Source organism: Streptomyces sp. NPDC006687 (assembly GCF_040636215.1).
Classification (GTDB): Bacteria; Actinomycetota; Actinomycetes; order Streptomycetales; family Streptomycetaceae; genus Streptomyces.
On the sequence record NZ_JBEYJJ010000006.1, the window covers coordinates 23,693 to 43,737 of the forward strand.

General features: G+C 74.8%; 17 protein-coding genes. 6 read left to right on the plus strand and 11 right to left on the minus strand.

Translation table 11 applies throughout. The features are described 5' to 3' along the window. Window positions 1–10 precede the first annotated feature (10 nt). Window positions 11–658, minus strand: coding sequence for a TetR family transcriptional regulator (locus ABZ716_RS09500; protein ID WP_358811989.1), 648 nt, complete (start codon window positions 656–658; stop codon window positions 11–13). Window positions 659–921: 263 nt separating this feature from the next. Here ABZ716_RS09500 and ABZ716_RS09505 point away from each other — a divergent pair, with 263 nt between their 5' ends. The 4 genes from ABZ716_RS09505 to ABZ716_RS09520 all read left to right on the plus strand — a co-directional run bounded on the left by ABZ716_RS09505 (window position 922) and on the right by ABZ716_RS09520 (window position 5,760). After that, entirely contained in the window at window positions 922–1,761 is an 840-nt protein-coding gene (locus ABZ716_RS09505; RefSeq protein WP_358957857.1) for a VOC family protein, read from the plus strand. Between the two features lie 198 nt (window positions 1,762–1,959). Further along, window positions 1,960–4,491: a PQQ-binding-like beta-propeller repeat protein gene (locus tag ABZ716_RS09510; protein ID WP_358957859.1), complete on the plus strand. Its 2,532-nt coding sequence runs from the start codon at window positions 1,960–1,962 to the stop codon at window positions 4,489–4,491. A gap of 169 nt (window positions 4,492–4,660) precedes the next feature. Beyond that, entirely contained in the window at window positions 4,661–5,158 is a 498-nt protein-coding gene (locus ABZ716_RS09515; protein WP_358957861.1) for a peptidylprolyl isomerase, read from the plus strand. Window positions 5,159–5,289: 131 nt separating this feature from the next. Further along, window positions 5,290–5,760 carry a hypothetical protein gene (locus ABZ716_RS09520; protein ID WP_358957863.1) on the plus strand — a complete coding sequence of 157 codons (471 nt, stop codon included), beginning with the start codon at window positions 5,290–5,292 and terminating at the stop codon, window positions 5,758–5,760. Window positions 5,761–5,853: 93 nt separating this feature from the next. Here ABZ716_RS09520 and ABZ716_RS09525 read toward each other — a convergent pair whose 3' ends face one another. The 5 genes from ABZ716_RS09525 to ABZ716_RS09545 form a co-directional block, all read right to left on the minus strand. Then, window positions 5,854–6,363, minus strand: a complete 510-nt coding sequence (locus ABZ716_RS09525; RefSeq protein WP_358811994.1) for a hypothetical protein — start codon at window positions 6,361–6,363, stop codon at window positions 5,854–5,856. Between the two features lie 84 nt (window positions 6,364–6,447). Beyond that, a complete protein-coding gene (locus ABZ716_RS09530) occupies window positions 6,448–6,894 on the minus strand; it encodes an SRPBCC domain-containing protein (protein WP_358957866.1) in 447 nt (148 codons plus the stop codon). 185 nt (window positions 6,895–7,079) lie between these two features. Further along, window positions 7,080–7,856, minus strand: coding sequence for an enoyl-CoA hydratase/isomerase family protein (locus ABZ716_RS09535; protein ID WP_358811996.1), 777 nt, complete (start codon window positions 7,854–7,856; stop codon window positions 7,080–7,082). After that, window positions 7,853–8,296, minus strand: coding sequence for an OB-fold domain-containing protein (locus ABZ716_RS09540; RefSeq protein WP_351878703.1), 444 nt, complete (start codon window positions 8,294–8,296; stop codon window positions 7,853–7,855). The genes ABZ716_RS09535 and ABZ716_RS09540 overlap by 4 nt, the downstream gene beginning before the upstream one ends. Before the next feature lie 32 nt (window positions 8,297–8,328). After that, window positions 8,329–9,480 (minus strand): lipid-transfer protein, encoded by a 1,152-nt coding sequence (locus ABZ716_RS09545; protein WP_358811998.1) that lies wholly within the window; start codon window positions 9,478–9,480, stop codon window positions 8,329–8,331. Between the two features lie 123 nt (window positions 9,481–9,603). On the opposite strand from ABZ716_RS09545, the gene ABZ716_RS09550 reads away from it, so the two are divergent. Then, window positions 9,604–11,649, plus strand: a complete 2,046-nt coding sequence (locus ABZ716_RS09550; RefSeq protein ID WP_358957869.1) for a fatty acid--CoA ligase family protein — start codon at window positions 9,604–9,606, stop codon at window positions 11,647–11,649. A gap of 27 nt (window positions 11,650–11,676) precedes the next feature. Here the strand turns inward: ABZ716_RS09550 and ABZ716_RS09555 are convergent, their stop codons facing one another. Then, window positions 11,677–12,417, minus strand: a complete 741-nt coding sequence (locus tag ABZ716_RS09555) for a class I SAM-dependent methyltransferase (protein WP_358957871.1) — start codon at window positions 12,415–12,417, stop codon at window positions 11,677–11,679. 170 nt (window positions 12,418–12,587) lie between these two features. Further along, a complete protein-coding gene (locus ABZ716_RS09560) occupies window positions 12,588–13,187 on the minus strand; it encodes a hypothetical protein (RefSeq protein WP_358957874.1) in 600 nt (199 codons plus the stop codon). A 259-nt stretch (window positions 13,188–13,446) separates the two neighbouring features. On the opposite strand from ABZ716_RS09560, the gene ABZ716_RS09565 reads away from it, so the two are divergent. Beyond that, complete coding sequence (locus ABZ716_RS09565) at window positions 13,447–15,390, plus strand: sialidase family protein (RefSeq protein WP_358957876.1); 1,944 nt, start codon at window positions 13,447–13,449, stop codon at window positions 15,388–15,390. A 29-nt stretch (window positions 15,391–15,419) separates the two neighbouring features. On the opposite strand, the gene ABZ716_RS09570 is transcribed toward ABZ716_RS09565, so the two are convergent. The 3 genes from ABZ716_RS09570 to ABZ716_RS09580 form a co-directional block, all read right to left on the minus strand. Further along, window positions 15,420–16,148: a class I SAM-dependent methyltransferase gene (locus ABZ716_RS09570; RefSeq protein WP_358812003.1), complete on the minus strand. Its 729-nt coding sequence runs from the start codon at window positions 16,146–16,148 to the stop codon at window positions 15,420–15,422. Between the two features lie 433 nt (window positions 16,149–16,581). Next, window positions 16,582–16,788, minus strand: a complete 207-nt coding sequence (locus ABZ716_RS09575; RefSeq protein ID WP_358957878.1) for a hypothetical protein — start codon at window positions 16,786–16,788, stop codon at window positions 16,582–16,584. A gap of 258 nt (window positions 16,789–17,046) precedes the next feature. Further along, window positions 17,047–20,037 (minus strand): BTAD domain-containing putative transcriptional regulator, encoded by a 2,991-nt coding sequence (locus ABZ716_RS09580; protein ID WP_358957880.1) that lies wholly within the window; start codon window positions 20,035–20,037, stop codon window positions 17,047–17,049. Window positions 20,038–20,045: the final 8 nt, after the last annotated feature.

Genomic DNA, 20,045 nt, shown 5'->3' on the forward strand with positions numbered 1-20,045 from the left:
GGGTCCGCCGTCACCTCGTCGGCTTCTTGCCGGTCATGCCCAGGTGGACGAGGAGCGCCAGGTTCGGCTTGAGCTCGGCCTGCTTGACGCCCCAGGTCTGGAAGCCCTTCTGGTGCGAGGCGACCGCGGCCAGCATCGCCACCAGCGAACCGGCCATCGCCGCCGGGCTGAGGTCCTTGTCGACCCTGCCCTTGGCCTGGAGCTCCTTCATGGACTCCGTCAGGGAGTTGGTGACGGAGTTCAGGATCTTCATGCGGATCTTGTAGAACCGCTTGTCGCCCTCCGCCGCGCCGAGGTCGACCACGCGCAGGATCGCGTCGTTGCGCCGCCAGAAGTCCAGGAATCCCTCGACCAGTTCCTCGGCCGCGGCCCAGCCGGCCTTGCCGACCCAGTTGCGGCCTTCGACGAGGGCCGTCAACTGGGCTCCCTCCGCGGCCATGTGTTCGGCGATCTCCAGGACGGCACCTTCGACGTCCGGAAAGTACTGGTAGAAGGTGGCGGGGCTGGTACCGGCCTTGCGCGCGACGTCGATCACCTTGACGTCGCGGTACGGCGAGGAGCTGAGCATCTCGCTGAGGCAGTCGAGCAGCTTCTGCCGTGTCGCCTGGCCGCGCCGGCCGGCGACACGCCCGTCGACGGTGCGTACTTGTCCTGTCATGCCGTCAGCTTACCGAGGGGGATCGGGCGCGCTATTCGGCCGCCTGCAAATGGGGTTAAGACCCCGGCGACCAGCGCGGGAGCGGTCGTGGACCCTTCCGGGGCGACGGAATCCGGCCGAATCGGGAGGGGCTGCGTGAGGGGCCGCACCCCGTCCCGTACCGCGCGTATCCCCCGAATAGTCTTATCAACAGGGTGTGGACAACGTGCGGGGCTGACCATGTCCAACAGGGACGACCCGGAGCAAACGGAAGGAACCTCCCCATGGTGGCATTCGCGGAAGGATCCCCCTGCTGGGTCGACGCCTCGCTGCCCGACGTCGAGGCGGGCAAGCGGTTCTACGGCGAGCTCTTCGGATGGACCTTCGGCGACAGCGCCGGCCCCGAGTACGGCGGCTACACCCAGGCGTACAGCCGCGGCCGCAACGTCGCCGCCCTCGCCCCCAAGCCCGACGGCCGGATGCCCACCGTCTGGGGCGTCTACCTGTACACCGCCGACGCCTACGCCTGCGCGGCCCGTATCCGCGCCGCCGGCGGCCAGATGGTGATGGACCCCCAGCCCGTCGGCCCCTACGGCACCGCCGCCCTCGCCGCCGACCCGGGCGGGGCCGTCTTCGGGCTCTGGCAGCCCGGCACCCACCACGGCTTCGACGCCCAGGGCGAGCCGAACACCTACTGCTGGGCCGAGCTCTACACCCGCGCCCGCGACGCGGTGGACGTGTTCTACGCCACCGTCTTCGGCTACGTCCCCGAGGACCAGGACGACCCCGACGCCCCCGAGGGCTCCGGCGCCGAGTACCGCCTGTGGTCCCCGCCCGGCAGCGCGCCCGGCGCCGAGACCGCCGTCCTGGGCCGCAGCCTGATCACCGACGCCTTCCCGGAGATCATGCCGGCCCACTTCCTGGCCTACTTCGCCGTCCCCGACTGCGACAGGGCCGTGGCCACCGTGCAGCGCCTCGGCGGGCGGGTGACCGCCGATCCGTTCGACACCCCGTACGGCCGGATCGCCGTCGTCGCCGACAATCAGGGGGCCGTCTTCGCCCTCCTGTCGGAGCCGCGCGGCGACGGTGACCCGGAGCAGGGGCCGGACCAGGCGCGGGCCTGACAGAATCAGGATCGCGCGACTCCTGGCCACGGGCCCGGAGTCGGACGCCGCACGCGGCGGGACGGGGCGCCGTTCCGCCGGTGGCGCGCCGTACGGGACACCGGGCGGGCGCCCGCGTGCAGGTGCGCGCGCCGGTGGACGCGCCGGTGGGAAGAGCGGGCCCGGGCAGAGGGCCCGTACGGGGAGGTGTGGAGGCGAGTGGTGGAGCAGCTGACGCAGCACGACCCGAGACGGATCGGCCCCTTCGAGGTGCTGGGACGGCTCGGCGCCGGCGGCATGGGGCTGGTCTATCTCGCGCGGTCGGCGTCCGGTCGGCGGGTCGCGATCAAGACGGTGCGCACCGAGCTCGCCGAGGACCAGCTCTTCCGCGTGCGGTTCACGCGCGAGGTCGAGGCGGCGCGCGCGGTGTCCGGTTTCTACACCGCGGCCGTGGTCGACGCCGACCCGCGGGCGGCCGTGCCGTGGCTGGCGACCGCGTACGTGCCGGCGCCCTCGCTGGAGGAGATCGTCAACGAGTGCGGGCCGATGCCCGTCCAGGCCGTACGGTGGCTCGCGGCCGGCATCGCCGAGGCGCTCCAGTCCATCCACGGGGCGGGGCTGGTCCACCGCGACCTGAAGCCGTCGAACGTGCTGGTGGTCGAGGACGGACCGCGGGTGATCGACTTCGGTATCGCGAGCGGTGTGTCCAACACGCGGCTGACGATGACGAACGTGGCCGTCGGCACCCCCGCCTACATGTCGCCCGAGCAGGCGAAGGACTCCCGCAGCGTCAAGGGCGCCAGCGACGTGTTCTCCCTCGGCTCCACCCTCGTCTTCGCCGCGACCGGGCACCCGCCGTACCACGGGGCGAACCCGGTCGAGACGGTGTTCATGCTGCTGCGCGAGGGCCCCAACCTCGACGGGCTCCCCGACGAGCTGCGGCCGCTGATCGACTCCTGCATGCAGATGGAGGCCACCCAGCGCCCGACCCCCGCCGACCTCCAGGCGCAGCTGGCCCCGCACCTCTTCGACGGCGGTGACGACAGCGGGACCGCCTCGGCGTGGCTCCCGGCGCGGGCCGTCGCGATGATCGAGGCCCGGCGCGCGGGGCACCGTACGCCCGTCCCCGGCGTCCCGTCCCCGGCCGGCCCTTCGCGTGCGCCGCAGGGCGGCCCCGCGGGGCCGGGGCGCGCGCCCGGCCCGGATCACGGACCCGGCCCGGGGCACGCGCCCGGCTCCGGCCATGCCCCCGCCGCAGGGCACGGCCCCGCCGCAGGGCCCGTCTCCGCGCCGCCCGTCCCCGGGCCCGCGACGCACCGCCGGTCGCCGCGAGGCACCGCCGACCCGTTCACCGACCCGCGCACCGGGCAGGCCCTGCCGCCGCGTCCCGACCGGCCGCCGCTGGCGCCGGCCTCCTCGGTGCCGGGTGCGCCCGTGCGGCTCGGGGCCTCGCCGGTGTCGATCGGTCCCGGCCCGCGTGCCGCCGCCGCGGCCCCCGACGGGCTCTCCGCCGCCGACTCGGCGACCGGATGGGTGCGCCCGCCTGCCGGTGTCCCGGCGTCCGCCGCGGCGCCGGCGGCGACCCCGTCCGTCCCGGGTCCCGGGCCCTCGCCGGACAGCGGCCGCTGGCGGCCGTGGCGGTTCCGCATGTCGAACGACGTGTGGGGCACCCCGACCGTCGCGGGCGACCTGCTGTACGTGACCTCCTTCGAGGTGCACGCCCTGGACGTCGGCAGCGGCCGGCGCCAGTTCAAGACCCGCGACGTCGCCTGGTCCATGGCGGTCGCCGACGGCCGGATCCACGCCTCCGACGGCCCCTCCCTCTTCGCCCTCGACGCCACCGACGGCTCCGAGCGGTGGCGCCGGGACGCCGACGCCTGGGTGTACGCCCTGCGCGCCGAGCGGGGCACCGTCATCACCGCCACGCGCGGCGGCGGGGTCCAGGGCTGGGAGGCGTCGGGCGGCCAGAAGCTGTGGGAGCTGAGCGGCGCCCAGTGCGACTTCGAGACCCCCGAGGCGGCCCCCGTCCTCCACGACGGCACCGTCTACGTCTGGCAGGACGCCCGGCTGCGCGCCCTCGACGCCCGCTCCGGGCTGGAGGCGTGGTCCTACCCGGTCGGGGACGCGGCCTCCTGCGGCAACGTCCCGGTCCGCGTCACCCCGGCCCCCGACGGCAACGTGTACGTGGCCGCCGGCACCCGGGTGCTGTCCGTCGACCGGGCCTCGGGCCGGGTCCGCTGGCACTTCGAGGCGCCCGCCGTCTTCCTGGCCCCGCCCGCGTTCGCGCCGGGCCCGGCCGTCACGGGCGGCGGGGTCTACCTCGCCGACTACCTGGGCACCGTCTACGCCCTGGACGCCGCCACCGGCAAGGACCGCTGGCGCATCGCCACCGAACCGCGCCCGGCCGCGGACCCGGTGCTGGTGGCGGGCGGCAACGTCCACCTCGGCGCCGGCAGCGCCCTGTACACCCTCGACGCGGTCACCGGCACCCCGAAGTGGCGGTTCGCGGCGGGCGGGGAGATCACCGGCCCGCCGGTGGTCGCGGACGGCCGGGTCCACTTCGGTTCGGCCGACCACTGCCTGTACACCCTCGACGCGGCGGGCGGACAGCTGCGCTGGAAGCTGGCCACCGGCGGGGAGATCACCGGAGCGCCGGTGGCGGAGGCGGGGGTGGTGTACGCGTGCAGCAAGGACCGCTGCGTGTACGCCCTGGACGCCGCCAAGGGCACGGGCACCCGCACGGGAGGCTGACCGGCCGGGGGCCGGCGCGGGGCCGGCGCGAGGGTCGGAGCGAGGGCCGGGGCGCCAGGCGCCCCGGCCTGCCCATATCGGGACGGACCACCCCGTATGGGGGCTGTGTCACGCTGCTTCAGGGCCCCGCCGGGTCGCGTTCCGCACCGGGAGTGACAGGATGGGACCCATGAGCAACGTCTACTTCGACATCAACATCAACGGCGCCCCCGCCGGCCGCATCGTCTTCAACCTCTTCGACGACGTCGTCCCGAAGACCGCGCGCAACTTCCGCGAGCTGGCCACCGGCCAGAACGGCTTCGGCTACGCCGGCTCGGGCTTCCACCGCATCATCCCCCAGTTCATGCTCCAGGGCGGTGACTTCACCAACCACAACGGCACCGGTGGCAAGAGCATCTACGGCGAGAAGTTCGCGGACGAGAACTTCGACCTGAAGCACGACCGCAAGTACCTGCTGTCGATGGCGAACGCCGGCCGCAACACCAACGGCTCGCAGTTCTTCATCACCACCGTCGTCACCCCGTGGCTCGACGGCAAGCACGTCGTCTTCGGCGAGGTCGTCTCGGGCCAGGAGCTCGTCGACCAGATCGAGGCCCTGGGCTCGCCGTCCGGCACCCCCAAGGGCAAGGTCGAGATCGCGGCCTCCGGCGTCGTCGACGCCGCCTGATCCACCCCACGGACGCCGACGGCCCCGCCCCCTCAGGGGGAGCGGGGCCGCCGCCTTTCGCGCGGGAGCCTCGGTGTCGGCGGCCGCTGGTAGCGTGATCCGCCGTTGTCCTCGGGGGAAGGAATCGCGCCATGGTGGCCGGTCGTCATATGAAGTTCACCGCTGTACTCGTCGGTGTGGTGCTCTCGCTCACCGGCTTCTCCGCACACGGCAGGCACGGCGGCGGCAGCGGCGGCCACGGCTGCTCGTCCGGCAAGAGCAGCCACAGCAGCACCTACGACAGCAACAACAGCAGCAACAGCAGCACCGGCAGTGGCAGCGGCACCGGCAAGAGCACGAAGAGCGATCCGCCCGCGCACGCCACGGTCGTCTCCTGCGCCGCTCCGGGCCGGGCGAAGGCCGTCCTCCAGGTCACCTCCGACCTGGACACCCAGCGCACCGTCGACGTGCCGCTCACCTTCGAGGGCAATGCCGGTACCGTCGACCGGACCTCCGTCCGCGTCACGCTCAAGCCGCGCGAGACCCAGACGGTCACCGTCCCGATGCCCGACGCCGCCAAGGCCAACGCCGTCCAGCGCTGCCAGGTCGGCCGCATCAGCTGACCGGTCCGACCGCTGACCGGTCCGACCGCTGACCGGTCCGACCGCTGACCGGTCCGACCGGCTGACCGGCCGGGCCGCTGACCGGCCGGGCCGCTACGGCCGGTCAGCCGGTTCCCAGGGCTCGGGTTCCCCGGCGGGCACCCCCGGCAGCGGTTCGAGGGCCACATCCCGGCGTCGGAGCCGTCGTCGGCGCCCGCGCATCACCGCCGCCGCCAGAAGCAGCAGCGCACCCGCGCCGAAGGCACTGGCGAGCCCGTCGCCGAGGCCCTTCCCGTCGGCGCCGACCGACAGGCCGCCGCCCCCCTGCCCCTGGCGGACCAGCCACAGCACCGCCACGCCCAGCACCACCACGCCCGCCAGGGCCGTCAGCAGCCGCGAGCGCCGCAGGACCGCGGCCAGCGTGACGAGCGCGGCGAAGAGCATCGGCAGCAGCAGCGAGCCCAGCAGCGCGGGCCGGTCGGCGGTGAGGCCGGAACCGGAGAACAGTTCCTCGACGCGGTAGTCACGGCCGTGCCGGCCGTCGTACCAGACGCGGAAGGGGCTCCAGACGGCGACGGCCGCCGCGATCAGCCCCAAGAGCGAACCGATGGCGTTGCGGATCATGCCCGGTCCTCCGGGGTAGGGGTCATGATCCCGACGCTAGCCGGGGCCCCTGGGGCCCGCACCCCGGCCGTGGCGTCCGGTGCGTCAGGAGGCGGCCCGGGCCGCTTCGACGCGGGTGCGCAGGGCCTCGTTCATGGCGGCGAAGCTACGGGCCGTGCCCGGCAGCAGCCCGCCGGCGAAGGGCACCAGCAGCCCCCGGAACCGCTCGCCGTGCACCAGCCGGGTGGTGCGGCGCGGGCCTTCGGAGAGCCGGAGGAAGCGTTCGCCGTCGAAGAGGCCGCGGACCAGGAAGTGCCCGGTCCAGCGCAGCTCCGCCGCCGGTACGCAGACCCCGACCCGGGGGCGGAAGACGGTCCGCTTCCCCGACGGCGTGTACATCGTCAGCCGCAGCTGCTCGCCCGGGGCGATCACGCCCTCGGCCTGCTGGATGAACGGGTTCCAGACGCAGTAGCGGGGCAGGTCCGCCAGGACCTTCCAGACCTCTTCGGGGGTCGCGTCGATGATGATCTCGGTGGTGATGTTGCGTCGCATTTCGCCCGGTTCCTCGTGGTGACATGGTGCTCACCGAAGGGACGCGGGAGTGCGGCGGCCGCCGGGTTCGGTGCAGGGATGCAACCACGGATCCGCCGCGCGGAGGCCGGATGGGGGCCCGGCTTCGCTGGCGGCGCAGAGAGTGGAGGGATTCCTTCCGGCTGCGCGCGGCGAGGGGCCGCCGATCAGCGCAGCCGGAACTCCGTCCCCGGGCGGCGCGCGGCGAACAGGTCCGCCTGGCGGTCCGGCGGGAGGTTGCCCAGGGCGATCAGGGCCGGGGCCTGGGCGAGGGACTGGTGCAGTGCGGCCTGCTTCGCCGACCACAGCGCCCGTACGGTGCCCTGGACGGCTTCCGTCGGGAACGAGGCCAGCGTCCGCGCCGACCGCAGGGCCGCCGCGAGCAGTTCCCCGGGCTCGGCCAGCTCCGAGACCAGGCCGATCTCGTACGCCCGGCGCGCGGAGAGCCGTTCCGCCGTGCCCATCAGGGACATCCGGGCGACCTCCCCGAAGGGCATCCGCTGGGCCATGTACACCGCCTCGTACGCGCTGACCATCCCGTACGAGGTGTGCGGGTCGAAGTAGGTGGCGGTGGTGGCCGACACGATGAACTCCGCCTCGCCCAGCAGGTAGAACGCCCCGCCGCAGGCCATGCCGTTGACGGCGGCCACCACCGGTTTCCACAGGTCGTTCGCCTTGGGGCCGATGCCGGTCAGCGGGTCGTCGACGCAGTACGGGGAGGCCGGCTGCGGCACCCGCGCCGAGCGGTCGATACCGGTACAGAAGGCGGCCGTGCCCGCGCCCGTCAGCACCACCGCCCGCACCCCCTCGTCGAAGCGGAACTCCCGCCATACGGCCGCCAGTTCGGCCGCCGTGTCGAGGTCGACCGCGTTGTGCCGGTGCTCCCGGTCAAGGGTGACGACGGCGACCCCGCTCTCCTCGTCCCGCTCCACCCGCAGGGTCACGGCCGCTCCAGGATCCAGCGCGGGACGGCCATCCCGCCCGTCTCGGTGAACACCACCTGCACTCGCGCCCCGATCCGCAGCCGGGAGGGGTCGACGGAGTCGAGCCGGGCGTCGGCGGAGGCGACCAGGTTCCCGGCCAGCCGGATGTGCGGGGCGTCGGCGAGCTCGACCAGGACGACGTTGTACGGGGCCTGCGCCGCGTACGCGGGCAGCAGCGGGGGGTGCGGCAGGACGTAGGACCAGATCCGGCCCCGCCCGCTCATCAGCCGCCACTCGGAGTCGAAGGACTGGCAGTGCGGGCAGCAGGGCCGGGGCGGGAACCGGAGCCGCCCGCAGGCGGCGCAGCCCTGGACGCGGAGCTCGCCCCGGGCGGCGTACTCCCAGAACGGGGCGCCGTCCTCGTCGGGGACGGGGAGCAGGAGCTGGGGTGCGGTGGTCATCGTGAGGCTCCTCGGGGGTGCGGGGCGGGGGCTCAGGCGCGCAGCAGGATCGCGGAGGTGGGCACGCCCTCGCCCGCCGTCACCAGACAGGTGGCGGCGTCCGGGACCTGGGCGGTGGAGGTGCCGCGCAGTTGCTTGACGCCCTCGTTGATCAGGTTGAAGCCGTGCACGTACGCCTCGCTCAGCCCGCCGCCGCCGGTGTTGAGCGGGAGCCGGCCGCCGATCTCCAGCGCCCCGCCCTCGGTGAAGGCGGCGCCCTCGCCGCGCCCGCAGAAGCCGTAGCCCTCCAGGGAGAGGGGGATCAGGGGAGTGAAGGCGTCGTAGATCTGCGCGACGTCCACGTCGGCGGGCCCGAAGTCGGCGTGCTTCCACAGATGGCGGGCGGCGGTCCAGGCGGGGCCGGCCAGCGGGTCGTCGTTCCAGTAGTTGACCATCCCGTGGTGCTGGGCGGGCAGCCCCTGGGCGGCGGAGTGCACGTAGACGGGCTTGTGCCGGCAGTCGCGGGCCCGCTCGGCGGAGACGATCACGCAGGCCAGCGCCCCGTCGGTCTCCAGGCAGTTGTCGAAGAGGCAGAGCGGGTCGCTGATCATGCGGGAGGACATGTACATCTCGCGGGTCAGCGGGCGGTCGTACATCATCGCGGCGGGGTTCTCGTTGGCCCGGTTGCGGCAGGCCATCGCCACGTTGAAGAGGTGGTCGCGGGTGGCCCCGTACTCGTGCATGTAGCGACGGGCCAGCATGCCGATCTCGTCGGCGGGCCGCAGCAGCCCGAAGGGGCGGGTCCACTGGCCGGGGGTGGGCAGCTGGACGGCCGTGTTCTTCCAGGGCCGCGGTCCGGAACCGCGCTTGCGGGAGCGCCAGGCGACGCCGACGGTGGCCTGGCCGGTGGCTATGGCGGCGGCGAGGTGGCCGACGGTGGCGCAGGAACCGCCGCCGCCGTAGCCGACCTTGGAGAAGAAGGTGACGTCGCCCGCCCCGATGGCCTTGGCGACCTCGACCTCGTCGGTCTCCTCCATGGTGTAGGAGGCGAAGGCGTCGACCTCGCCGGGCGCGATCCCGGCGTCGGCGAGCGCGGCGAGGATCGCCCGGCAGGCCAGCTCCTTCTCCGGAGCGGGTAGCCGCTTGGCAAAGGGGGTCTGGCCGATACCCACAATTGCCGTAGCGTCCTTGAGCGTTGCCGCCATCGCCACCTCCGGGGTGCGCCGGTACTGCTGACAGCCGCGAAGGCTACAGCTAATCTGACGGATAGTCAGCTACCGGGTCCCTGGACACCGCCCAGCGGTAGCCGGGGGAGGGAGGACCGCACGATGAACCAAGCGAAGCCGGACCCGCGGGGGCAGGACGGTCTGGAGCCGGGTGCGGTGGAGCCGGGCTCGGCGGAGGCGGTCGAGGCGACGCCGGGCGCGCGGGGGCCGGCCGGCGCGCGGCCCGGTGCGGTGGGGCCGGAGCCGGCGGAGAGGGATGCCGTAGCTGCGCCGGCGGTGGAGCCACCCCTCGCGGTGGACGCGGCGGGGGCTGAGGCTGCGCTGGAGAAGGCGGCGGCGGGCACGGTGGAGCCGGGTGCGGTGGATTCGGGCGCCGTGGAGGCCGGGGATCCGCGGGGGGATCTGCGCTGGGGGAACGTCGCCGCGCTCGTACGGGACGCCGCCCGGCGCTGGGCCGGCCGTGAGGCCGTGGTCGACGGCCGGACCCGCCTGGACTACGCCCAGCTCGGCGACCGCGTCGAACGGGCCGCCGCGGCCTGCCTCGCCGCCGGGGTCGAACCCGGCGACCGGGTCGCCGTCTGGGCGCCCAACACCGCCGACTGGATCGTCTCCGCCCTCGGCGCCGTCACCGCCGGCGCGGTCCTCGTCCCCCTCAACACCCGCTTCAAGGGCGCCGAGGCCGCCTACGTCCTCCAGCGCAGCCGCGCCCGCCTGCTGTTCGTCACGGGCACCTTCCTGGGCACCTCGTACGTGGCCTCCCTGCGCCGAGCCACCACCGAAGCCCCCGCCCCAGGCACCCCCGGAACCGCCACCGGCCCCGGCTCTGCCCGCGCCTCCGGAACGCACTCCGGGCCCGGCACCCCCGCCACCGGCCCGGCCGGCCCGACCCGCCCCGCCGCAGGCGCTGCCACCGGAACCGGCACCGTCGGCACCCGCCCCCGCCGCGGCCCGCTGCCGGGGCTGCCGGATCTGGAGCAGGTCGTCGTGCTCGCCGACGACGCCCCCGCCGACTTCCGCACCTGGAAGGACTTCCTCGCCGGCGGAGACGCGGTTCCCGCCTCCGCCGTGCGCACCCGGGCCGACGCGATACCCCCGGACGCCCCGTCCGACATCATCTTCACCTCCGGCACCACCGGCAGCCCCAAGGGCGCCGTCATCACCCACGCCCAGACCCTCCGCTGCTACGCCGTCTGGAGCGAGCTCGCCGGGCTGCGCGAGGGCGACCGCTACCTCATCGTCAACCCCTTCTTCCACACCTTCGGCTACAAGGCCGGCATCATCGCCTGCCTGATGCGCGGGGCCACGATGGTCCCCCAGCCCGTCTTCGACGTGGACACCGTCCTCGCCAACATCGCCGCCGAGCGGATCTCCGTACTCCCCGGGCCGCCCACCCTCCACCAGTCGCTGCTCGACCACCCCCAGCGCGAGCACCACGACCTCTCCGCGCTGCGTCTGGTCGTCACCGGAGCCGCCGTCGTCCCCCTCCAGCTCGTCGAACGGCTCCGCGCCGAACTGCGGATCGCCACCGTCCTCACCGCCTACGGGCTCTCCGAGGCCGGCGGCATCGTCACCATGTGCCGCCGTGGCGACCCCGCCGAGGTCATCGCCGCCACCTCCGGCCGCGCCATCCCCGGCACGGAGCTGCGTATCACCGGCCCCGACGGATCCGCGTGCGCACCCGGCACCCCCGGCGAGGTCCGGGTCCGCGGCTACCACGTGATGCGCGGCTACTTCGAGGACCCCGAAGGCACCGCCCGCACCCTCACCCCGGACGGCTGGCTGCGCACCGGCGACGTCGGCGTCCTCGACGCCGCCGGCAACCTGCGCATCACCGACCGGATCAAGGACATGTTCATCGTCGGCGGCTTCAACGCGTACCCGGCCGAGATCGAGCAACTCCTCGGGCTGCACCCGGACGTGGCGGACGTCGCCGTCGTCGGCATCCCCGACCCCCGCCTCGGCGAGGTCGGCAAGGCGTACGCCGTCCGCCGCCCCGGCTCCACCCTCACCGCCGACGACCTGATCGCCTGGTCCCGCCGCGAGATGGCCAACTACAAGGTCCCGCGCGAGGTGGAGTTCGTCCCGTCCCTCCCGCGCAACGCGAGCGGCAAGATCCTGAAGACCCGGCTCCGCGAAAGCCGCCACTGACCCCCGCGCGGCCCCGGCGCACCGGGCTCAGGCCGGCTTGCGCCACACGGAGACGTGCTTCGCGGAGTCCTGGGTGAACGGAGAGCCGTCCCAGTCCCCGACGCGGCGTTCCAGCTCCAGCCCGGCGATCCGCGCCATCAGGTCCAGCTCCGCCGGCCAGGCGTACCGGTGCCGGGAGTTCTCGCGGCGGTAGCGGCCGTCGTCGCCGTCGCGGGTGAAGTGGTGCGAGACGAGGATCTGCTCGACCAGGTCGAAGGTGTCGAAGCCGAGATGCCGCGGCGAGACGTCGAACGGCACCGCGACCTGGCCGGGCGGCAGGAACCGCAGCGGCGGCACGCCCAGCTCGATGACGAACCGGCCGCCGGGCTCCAGGTGCCGTGCGGCGTTGCGGAAGCACTCGACCTGTTCGTCCTGGGTGAGCAGGTTCGAGATGGTGTTGTAGACGAGGTAGACCAGGGTGAAGCGGCCCGGAACCACGGTGGTGGCCATGTCCCCGATGACCACCGGGAGGGTGTCCTCGTCGGTCTTGCGCCGCAGCACCGCCGCCATGTGCTCGGACAGTTCGATGCCCACCACCGGCACGCCGCGTTCCCGGAGCGGGACCCCCACCCGTCCGGTTCCGATGGCGAACTCCAGCGCCCGGCCGTCTCCGGCGAGCTCGGCGAGGAAGGTGAGGGCCGGTCCGAGAACGGCAGCCGAGGAGGCTTCGGCTTCCTCGGCGTCGTAGCGGTCGGCGGTCGCGCGGGTCCACAGTTCACTGCTCGTCACGGGCGGCCACTGTGCCCGGTGCCGGGGGCGCTGTCGACGCATTAAATCCTCCGCGCCGCGGCGTGCACCCCGTCTGCAACCGGCCGCCGGCCTGGTCCAGGGCTGTGCCCGTCACGCACCGACCGCCGCCCGGGCCCCCGCGTTGCCGGGCGTCCTGGGCCGCGCGGCCGTCAGGCCCCCGCGTACGCCAGGTCCGCGCGGGCCGCGCACTCGCGGGCGGCCAGGTCGCGGCCCAGCGGGGACAGGGCCGCGTAGAAGAGGAGCGCGCCGAGCGGGATCAGGTCGAGGCTGGCGGCCATCACGCCCGTGCCGGCCGGCACCGCCGCCGCCCGCCACACCGCGATCCGGCGCCGCACCGCCAGCTGTCCCACGATCCACAGCAGGCCCACGTAGAAGAGCATCGGACCGACCGAGTACACGACGGGCTCCACCCCGGGCCGGCTCTGGATCCGCTCGAAGAGCCGGTTCATCCCCGCCCGGTCGGCGGACGCGAACCCCACCGCCAGGTCGATGCCCGCCTGGACGACGACCGCGGCCGCCCCGGCCAGCCCCAGCCCGGTCGCCGCCCCGGCGCTCCACCGGCCCGCGCGCCCGGCGGGTTCCGTCAGCCGACGCAGGCCGGGGAACACCGCGCCGAACAGCGCCACCCCGAGGGCGAGCGCCAGATGGCCGGCCGTCCAGGCGACCCCGGGCCCGTGGCCCGGGTCGGAGAGCCGCACCAGCCCGTACGCCAGCAGACACAGCGGCGCCCCCGCGAACGCCCCCCGCACGAACCCGGCCCTCCGCGGCCCCCACGGCCGCGCCCCCACGCCACCCCCCGGCACCCTCCGCAACCCTCCAGCCTCCGGCCCCCCGCCCGCCGAACCCGAAATCCCCCGCACAAGCGCCTCGTTGCTCATGGCCCCGATCCTGCGTCCGCCGCCCCCCGCCCCGGATCCGGCATCACCCCGACGCCTACCCCCACCCCACCCCGAGCCGCCCCCGAGACTCCCCACGGCCCCCCGCCGTCCCCCGCGTTAGCCTGCACCGGTGAGCGCGTATCAGACAGTCGTCCGAATCTGGCGGTCCGCCCGGGGACGGGCCTGGGCCGTCGGCGGGGCCGTGGCCGTGCTGGCCGTCGTCGGGAGCGGGCTGCTGCCCGGCCCGGACGGGCCCTCCGACGGCGACGAGGACTCCCCGGCCGGAGCGGGCCAGAGGAAGCCCGGGCTCACCGCGGCCGTGTCCGCGCCCTTCAGCGCCTTCACCGAGGGCTACGACTGCTACCGCATCCCCACCCTCACCACCACCCAGGACGGCACCCTCCTCGCCATCGCCGAAGCCCGTACCTCCGGTTGCGACGACATCGGCGACATCGACCTCGTCCTGAAGCGGTCCACCGACGAAGGCCGCACCTGGGGCCCCCTCCAGGTCATCCGCGGCGCCGGTGACCCCGGCGCCTACGGCAACCCCGCGCCCGTCGTGGACTCCGCCTCCGGCCGCATCACCCTCCTCCACGCCTACAGCACCTGGACCCCGGCCCCCGACGGCAGCCGCGTCCGGGGCCCCCGCGAACTGCGCGTGGCGCACAGCACCGACGACGGCGCCAGCTGGACCACCGACCCCGCACCGCAGCCCCAGCTCAAGGGCGCCGACTGGGCCTGGGTCTCCGTCGGTCCCGGCCACGGCGTCCAGCTCACCCCCACCCGCCCCGACCGCCCCGGCCGCCTCGTCGTCAGCGCCGACTACCGCACCGAGTCCGGCGAGTCCGGCGCCCAGCTCCTCTACAGCGACGACGGCGGCCTCACCTGGAAGCCCGGCGCCCGCTGGGGCGCCCCCGAAGGCACCCCCGCCCCCAACGAACCCGCCCTCACCCAGCTCCCCGACGGCCGGATCTACGTCAACGCCCGCTCCACCGCCACCTGCGGCACCTCCGACCACCGCGTCTCGGCGATCATCGACGACGCCGCCGTGCCCGAGGTCCCCGCCCCCGGCTTCGTCCCCGTCAGCGGCCTGCCCGCCCCGCCCGCCTCCGGATCCGTACTCCAGCTCCCCGGCGGCCCCCTGCTGCTGTCCGCGCCCAGCCGCCCCGGCGCCGAGTTCTCCGACCGCTGGACCCTGGCCGTACGCACCTCACAGGACGAGGGCCGCACCTGGTCCAAGGACGGCGCCGTCGTGCTGCGCGAACGCGCCGGCTACTCCGACATGGCGGCCCTCCCCGGCGGCCGCGTCGGCCTGCTCTACGAGACCGCCAACGGCACCCCCCACGGCTACATCAGGTTCACCGCCTTCGGCCCCCACGAACTGCGCGCCGCCGCCGAGGACCTCACCCCGCGCCGCACCGATGACGCCACCGGCCACCACAACGACGCCGTCGTCCACGGCTCCCCCCGCCTGGGCAACCGCCCCGGCGGCGGCAGGGCCCTGCGCTTCGACGGCAAGGACGACTTCCTCCGCCTCATCGACTGCCCCGACGAACTCCGCGTCGGGGAAAGGGACTTCGCGCTCGCCGTCTGGGTGCAGTACAAGACCCGCGGGCAGGACCGGGACAGCGGCCGGCGCCAGCCCCTCGTCTGGGCCTACGGGCAGGGCCCCACCGCCCGGCAGATCCGCATCGAGGCCGACCCCGCCACCGGCCGCCTCGAAGCCACCGTCAACGCCGGAACGGGGCCCGTCTCGGTGACGGCCCGCACCCGCACCGACGACGACACCTGGCACCACGTCGTCCTCCAGCGCATCGGCGGCCGCCTCGAACTCTCCGTGGACGGCGCCTCGCCGGCCACCGCCACCGGGGCGGCCGGCGACCTGCGTCCCGCCGGCGCCTTCACCATCCACCTCGGCACCCAGCCCGACTACCGGGCCTACTACGCGGGCGCCCTGGACGACGTACGCCTCTACGGCCGCTCCCTGTCCCGCAACGACATGGCCCGCCTGCGCGACGGCCACGACGTCACCGACCAGGAACGCGTCCACCTCCCCTTCGACGGCATCCGCTGAGCCGGCACTTCGAAAGGCCCCGAAGAACCCTAGAGCCCCGGCTTGCGGGCCAGCAGCAGCCGCCAGTGCGGGGTGCCGTCCTCGCGCAGGCCGAAGGGGGCCAGCGGGACCGTCTCCACGGTGAAGCCCGCCGCCCTCAGGTCCGCCCGGACCGGGCCGAAGGGGAAGGTGCGGTAGTACATGACGAAGGGCGGCCGCCACACCGCGTTGCGCACCCGCATCGCCGCGTCGAAGCCCGCCGCCGCCCACCACACGGGCGAGGTCGGCGCCACCGGGGCGCCGACCGGGAAGGCGAACACCCCGCCGGGGCGCAGCGCACGGTAGACCCCGCCGAAGAGGGCGGGCCGCTCGGCGGGGAGGAAGTGGCCGAAGGCGCCGAAGCTGACCGCGAGGTCGTACGCGTTCCAGAGCCGCTCGGGCAGCGCCAGCGCGTCGGCCCGCACGAGGTCCACGCCCTCGGGGTGCGCCCGCGCGGCCTCCGCGAGCATCCCGGCGCTGACGTCGACCCCGGTGACCCGGTCCCGGCACAGGCGGCGCAGCATCCCCAGACCGGCGCCGGTACCGCAGCAGACGTCCAGGCCGCTGCCGAAGGAGCCCTCCCCCTGGGCGAGGGCCTCCTCGACGGCGTCGAGCATGCGGTCCGGGGTGCGGAAGGGCGTCCGGTCGAACTTGGGGGCGAGCAGGTCGTAGCCCCGCTCGACCGAGGAGAGGGCCTGGACGGCCAGTTCGCGCAGGCTCGGGCCCTGGGAGGTGAACACGGCCTCAGCCTAGCCACCGGGTGGCGCCGCCGGGGCGGGTCCGGCGCACCCGTCCGGGCGGTGACCGGGCGGGGGAGCGCCTGCGGACGTACGGGTGCGCGGCGGCCGCGGTGGTCCCCCTCCGGCCACCGCGACCGCCGCTCCCGGGGCGTACGTTCCCCCGTACCTTCCCCCGTACGTTCCCCGTGCGGGCGCACCCGGATTCCCCCGAATCCCCCGTGAGCCCACCCGCACGTCCCCCGTACTTCCCCTGTTCCCCCCCGTTGCCCCCGTTGCCCCCGTGCTCCCCCGTACGTCCTCGGGCGGTCCCCCGTACGTCCCCCGTACGACCGCTCAAGGCCCCCCGTACGTCTCCCCCGTGGGCCCCCGTGGGTCCTGCCGTCCGCCTCCGCGTCAGCGGTCGCCCCCGCGACCGCTGACGCGGCAGCGCCCGTTACGGGAGCGGGCCGGACGCGTGGTTGTCCATCGCCACGATGTCGAGGTCCGAGGCGTGGTTGTCCAGCGGCTTGTCACCGGGCGCGGCCTGGGCCGGCGGCTGGGCCGGCGGGTCGTCCAGCGGGTTCAGACCGGCACCGGAAGCATGGTTGTCGAGCGGTCTGATGTCGCCGTCGAGCGGCAGGATGTTCTCGTTCGTCGCCATCGACTCTCCTCATCTCGTACTCGTATGTGACCTGGTGGTGGGCGGTGACCCGTTCGGCGATTCCCCCGTGGACCGCCGAACGGGTGGTCCACCAGCCGGCCCGGGTGCCCCCCGACGCCCCGGGTCGATGCACTCATCCTGCCGTTCGGCGATAAACGAACGATGAACGCGTCCGTCCATCGTCCGTCCACCGGACCTCCGCCGACCGCCCACCGGCCAGGACCCCGGGTCAGAAGGGTCAGAGAGGGCCGGAGAGGGTCAGGCGGCCAGTTCCGACGCCAGCAGGGCCCGCACCTCGGCCAGCTCCGCCGAGCCCAGCTGGAGGAACACGGCCTCGGCGTCCCGCCAGCACGCCCGCGCCCGGTCCGCCTGGCCGAGCTGGCGCAGCGCCTTGCCCAGGACGGTCAGCACCGTCGCCCGGCGCCACTCCCCGCCGATCCCGCGCAGGGCGATGGCCTGCTCGGCGTGCTTGGCGGCCAGGGCGGGACGCAGGGCCGCCAGGTGCGCCTCGGCGAGCCGGAAGTGCGTCACGCCCTCCCACAGGGGCTGCCGGTTGTCGTGGAACAGCGACAGCGCCTCGCCGAGCTGCTCCAGCGCCTCCGTGAGCCGTCCGGCCTGGGTGAGGGCGATGCCCAGCGCGTAGCGGCCGTTGGCCAGGCGCAGGGTCAGGCCCATCCGGTCGTATATGGCGATGCCCTGCTGCGCGAGGTCGATGGCGCTGGAGAGCCGGCCCAGGACGACGTGGATCCGGGAGAGGTTGCACAGGGCGCTGGCCTCGCCGATGAAGTTGCCGTCGGCGCGGAAGTTCTCGATGGCCTCCAGTAGGAAGCGCTCCCCGTCGGTGTGCCGCTTCTGGTAGAGGGCGATGATCCCGCGGTCGTTGGGCGCCCAGCAGCTGGGCAGCGGGTCACCGGCCAGCCGGGCCAGCTCCATCGCCTGACGGGCCTGGTCGTCGGCCTCGTCGAAGCGGCCGACGAAGAGGTGGACCATGGTCAGGGTGGTCCGCGCCCGGCCCTCGGTGCGCGGGTCCCCGGCGGCGCGCGCGGCCTCGCACACGGTCAGCGCGGCCGACTCGTACTGCTTGGAGTTGGCCCCCGACTCGGAGAGGTCCTTGGCGGCCCACAGCAGGTCCACGGCCCGGCGCAGCGCCTCCGGCCGCCCCGCGGACTGCCGTACGCAGGCCAGCAGCGGGTCTGCCTCGGCGAACAGCCAGTCCAGGGCGGCGCGGGGTTCGGTGAGGACGAGTCCGGGGTGGCGGGTGGCGGACAGGTGGGCGGGCAGCCGGTCGCCGGGCCGCTCCAGGGCGTACACGCGCGAGGCGGTGGCGAGGTAGAAGTCGAGGAGCCGGTCGAGGGCGGCCTCGCGCCCGCAGGGGGGCTGCTCGTCGCGTTCGGCGCACGCACGCGCGTAGAGGCGTACGAGGTCGTGGAAGCGGTAGCGGCCGGGGGCGGCCGATTCCAGGAGGGAGCAGTCGACCAGGGCTTCGAGGAGGTCCTCGGTGTCGTGCTCGGGCAGGTCGAGGACGGCGGCCGCGGCGGCCAGGGAGATGTCGGGGCCGTCGGCGAGGCCGAGCAGGCGGAAGGCGCGCTGCTGGGCGGGCTCCAGCTGGCCGTAGCCGAGCTCGAAGGTGGCCTTGACGGCGAGGTCGCCGGACTGGAGCTCGTCCAGGCGGCGGCGCTCGTCGGCGAGTTTGGCGGCGAGGACGGAGACGGTCCAGGTGCGGCGGGCGGCGAGCCGGGAGGCGGCGATGCGGATGGCCAGCGGCAGGAACCCGCAGGCGCCGACGACGTCGAGGGCGGCCTGGCGTTCGGCGCCGACGCGTTCGGCGCCGACGATACGGGTGAACAGCTGCAGGGCCTCCTCGGGGCTCATCACGTCGAGGTCGACGAGATGGGCGCCGGCGAGGCCCGACATCCGGACCCTGCTGGTGACGAGGGCCGCGCAGCCCGCGGTGCCGGGGAGCAGCGGGCGGACCTGGGCGGCGTCGCGGGCGTTGTCGAGGAGGACCAGGACGCGGCGGCCGTCGAGGGTGGAGCGGTAGAGGGCGGCCCGGTCGGCGGGGGAGTCGGGGATGGCGCTGTCGGGGGTGCCGAGGGCCCGCAGGAAGGAGCCGAGGACGGCTTCGGGGAGGGCGGGGCGGGGGTCGGTGCCCTGGAGGTCGACGTAGAGCTGGCCGTCGGGGAAGTGCGGGCGTGCGGCGTGGGCGACGTGGACGGCGAGGGTGGTCTTGCCGACGCCGCCGATGCCGGCGAGCGCGGAGACGGCCATGACCTGCCCGTCGGAGCCCGAGAGGATCGCGCCGAGTTCGCTGACGAAGGGGCTGCGGCCGGTGAAGTCCGGAATGGTGGCCGGGAGCTGGGCGGGGAGGACCGCCGCGGGGGCGGCGGCCGGGGCGGGGTCCTCGGCGCGGGCCAGTTCGGCGTCGGCGTTGAGGATGCGCTGCTGGAGGGCGGAGAGCTCGGGCCGCGGGTCGACGCCGAGTTCGTCGGCGAGGAGCCGGCGGGTGTCCGCGTAGACGGCGAGGGCCTCGGCCTGGCGGCCGCTGCGGTAGAGGGCGAGCATCAGCAGCTCGCGCAGCCGTTCGCGCAGCGGGTGGGCGGCGGTGAGGGCGGTCAGCTCGGAGACGGCCTCGGCGTGCTGGCCGGTCTCCAGGTCCAGGTCGAGGCGGGTCTCCAGCAGCTGGAGCCGCCATTCGCCGAGCCGGGTGCGCTCGGTCTCGGCGTGCGGGCCGGGGACCCCGGCGAGGGGTTCGCCGTCCCACAGGTCCAGGGCGCGGGCCAGCAGCGTGCGGGCCAGGGCGCGGTCCCCCGAGGTGCGGGCCTTCTCGGCGTCGGCGGCGAGGGAGCGGGCGATGCCGAGGTCGAGGGCCTCCTGCTGGGGCAGCCGGATGGCGTAGCCGCCGGCGTCGCTGACGAGCAGCTCGGGGTCGAGGACCTTGCGGAGCCGGGAGGCGTAGGTGCGGATGGTGGCGAGAGCCTGCTGCGGCGGGTCCTCGCCCCAGATGGCGTCGATGAGCTCGGGCGCGGTGGCGGTGCGGCCGTCGCGCAGCAGGAGCGTGGCGAGCAGGGCGCGCTGCTGGGGGCTGCCGGAGGGCAGCGGATCGCTGCCGCGCCACGCCCGGATGGGTCCGAGCACGGCGAACCGGTGGTGTCCGCGGGCCGGCGTCCCGGGGGCCCCGGGCGCGTGGGCGGGCGTGCCGGGACCGTCGGAGTCGCTCGGCTGGTGCGGGATGGTCGGGTCGCCGTCCATCTGTCCTC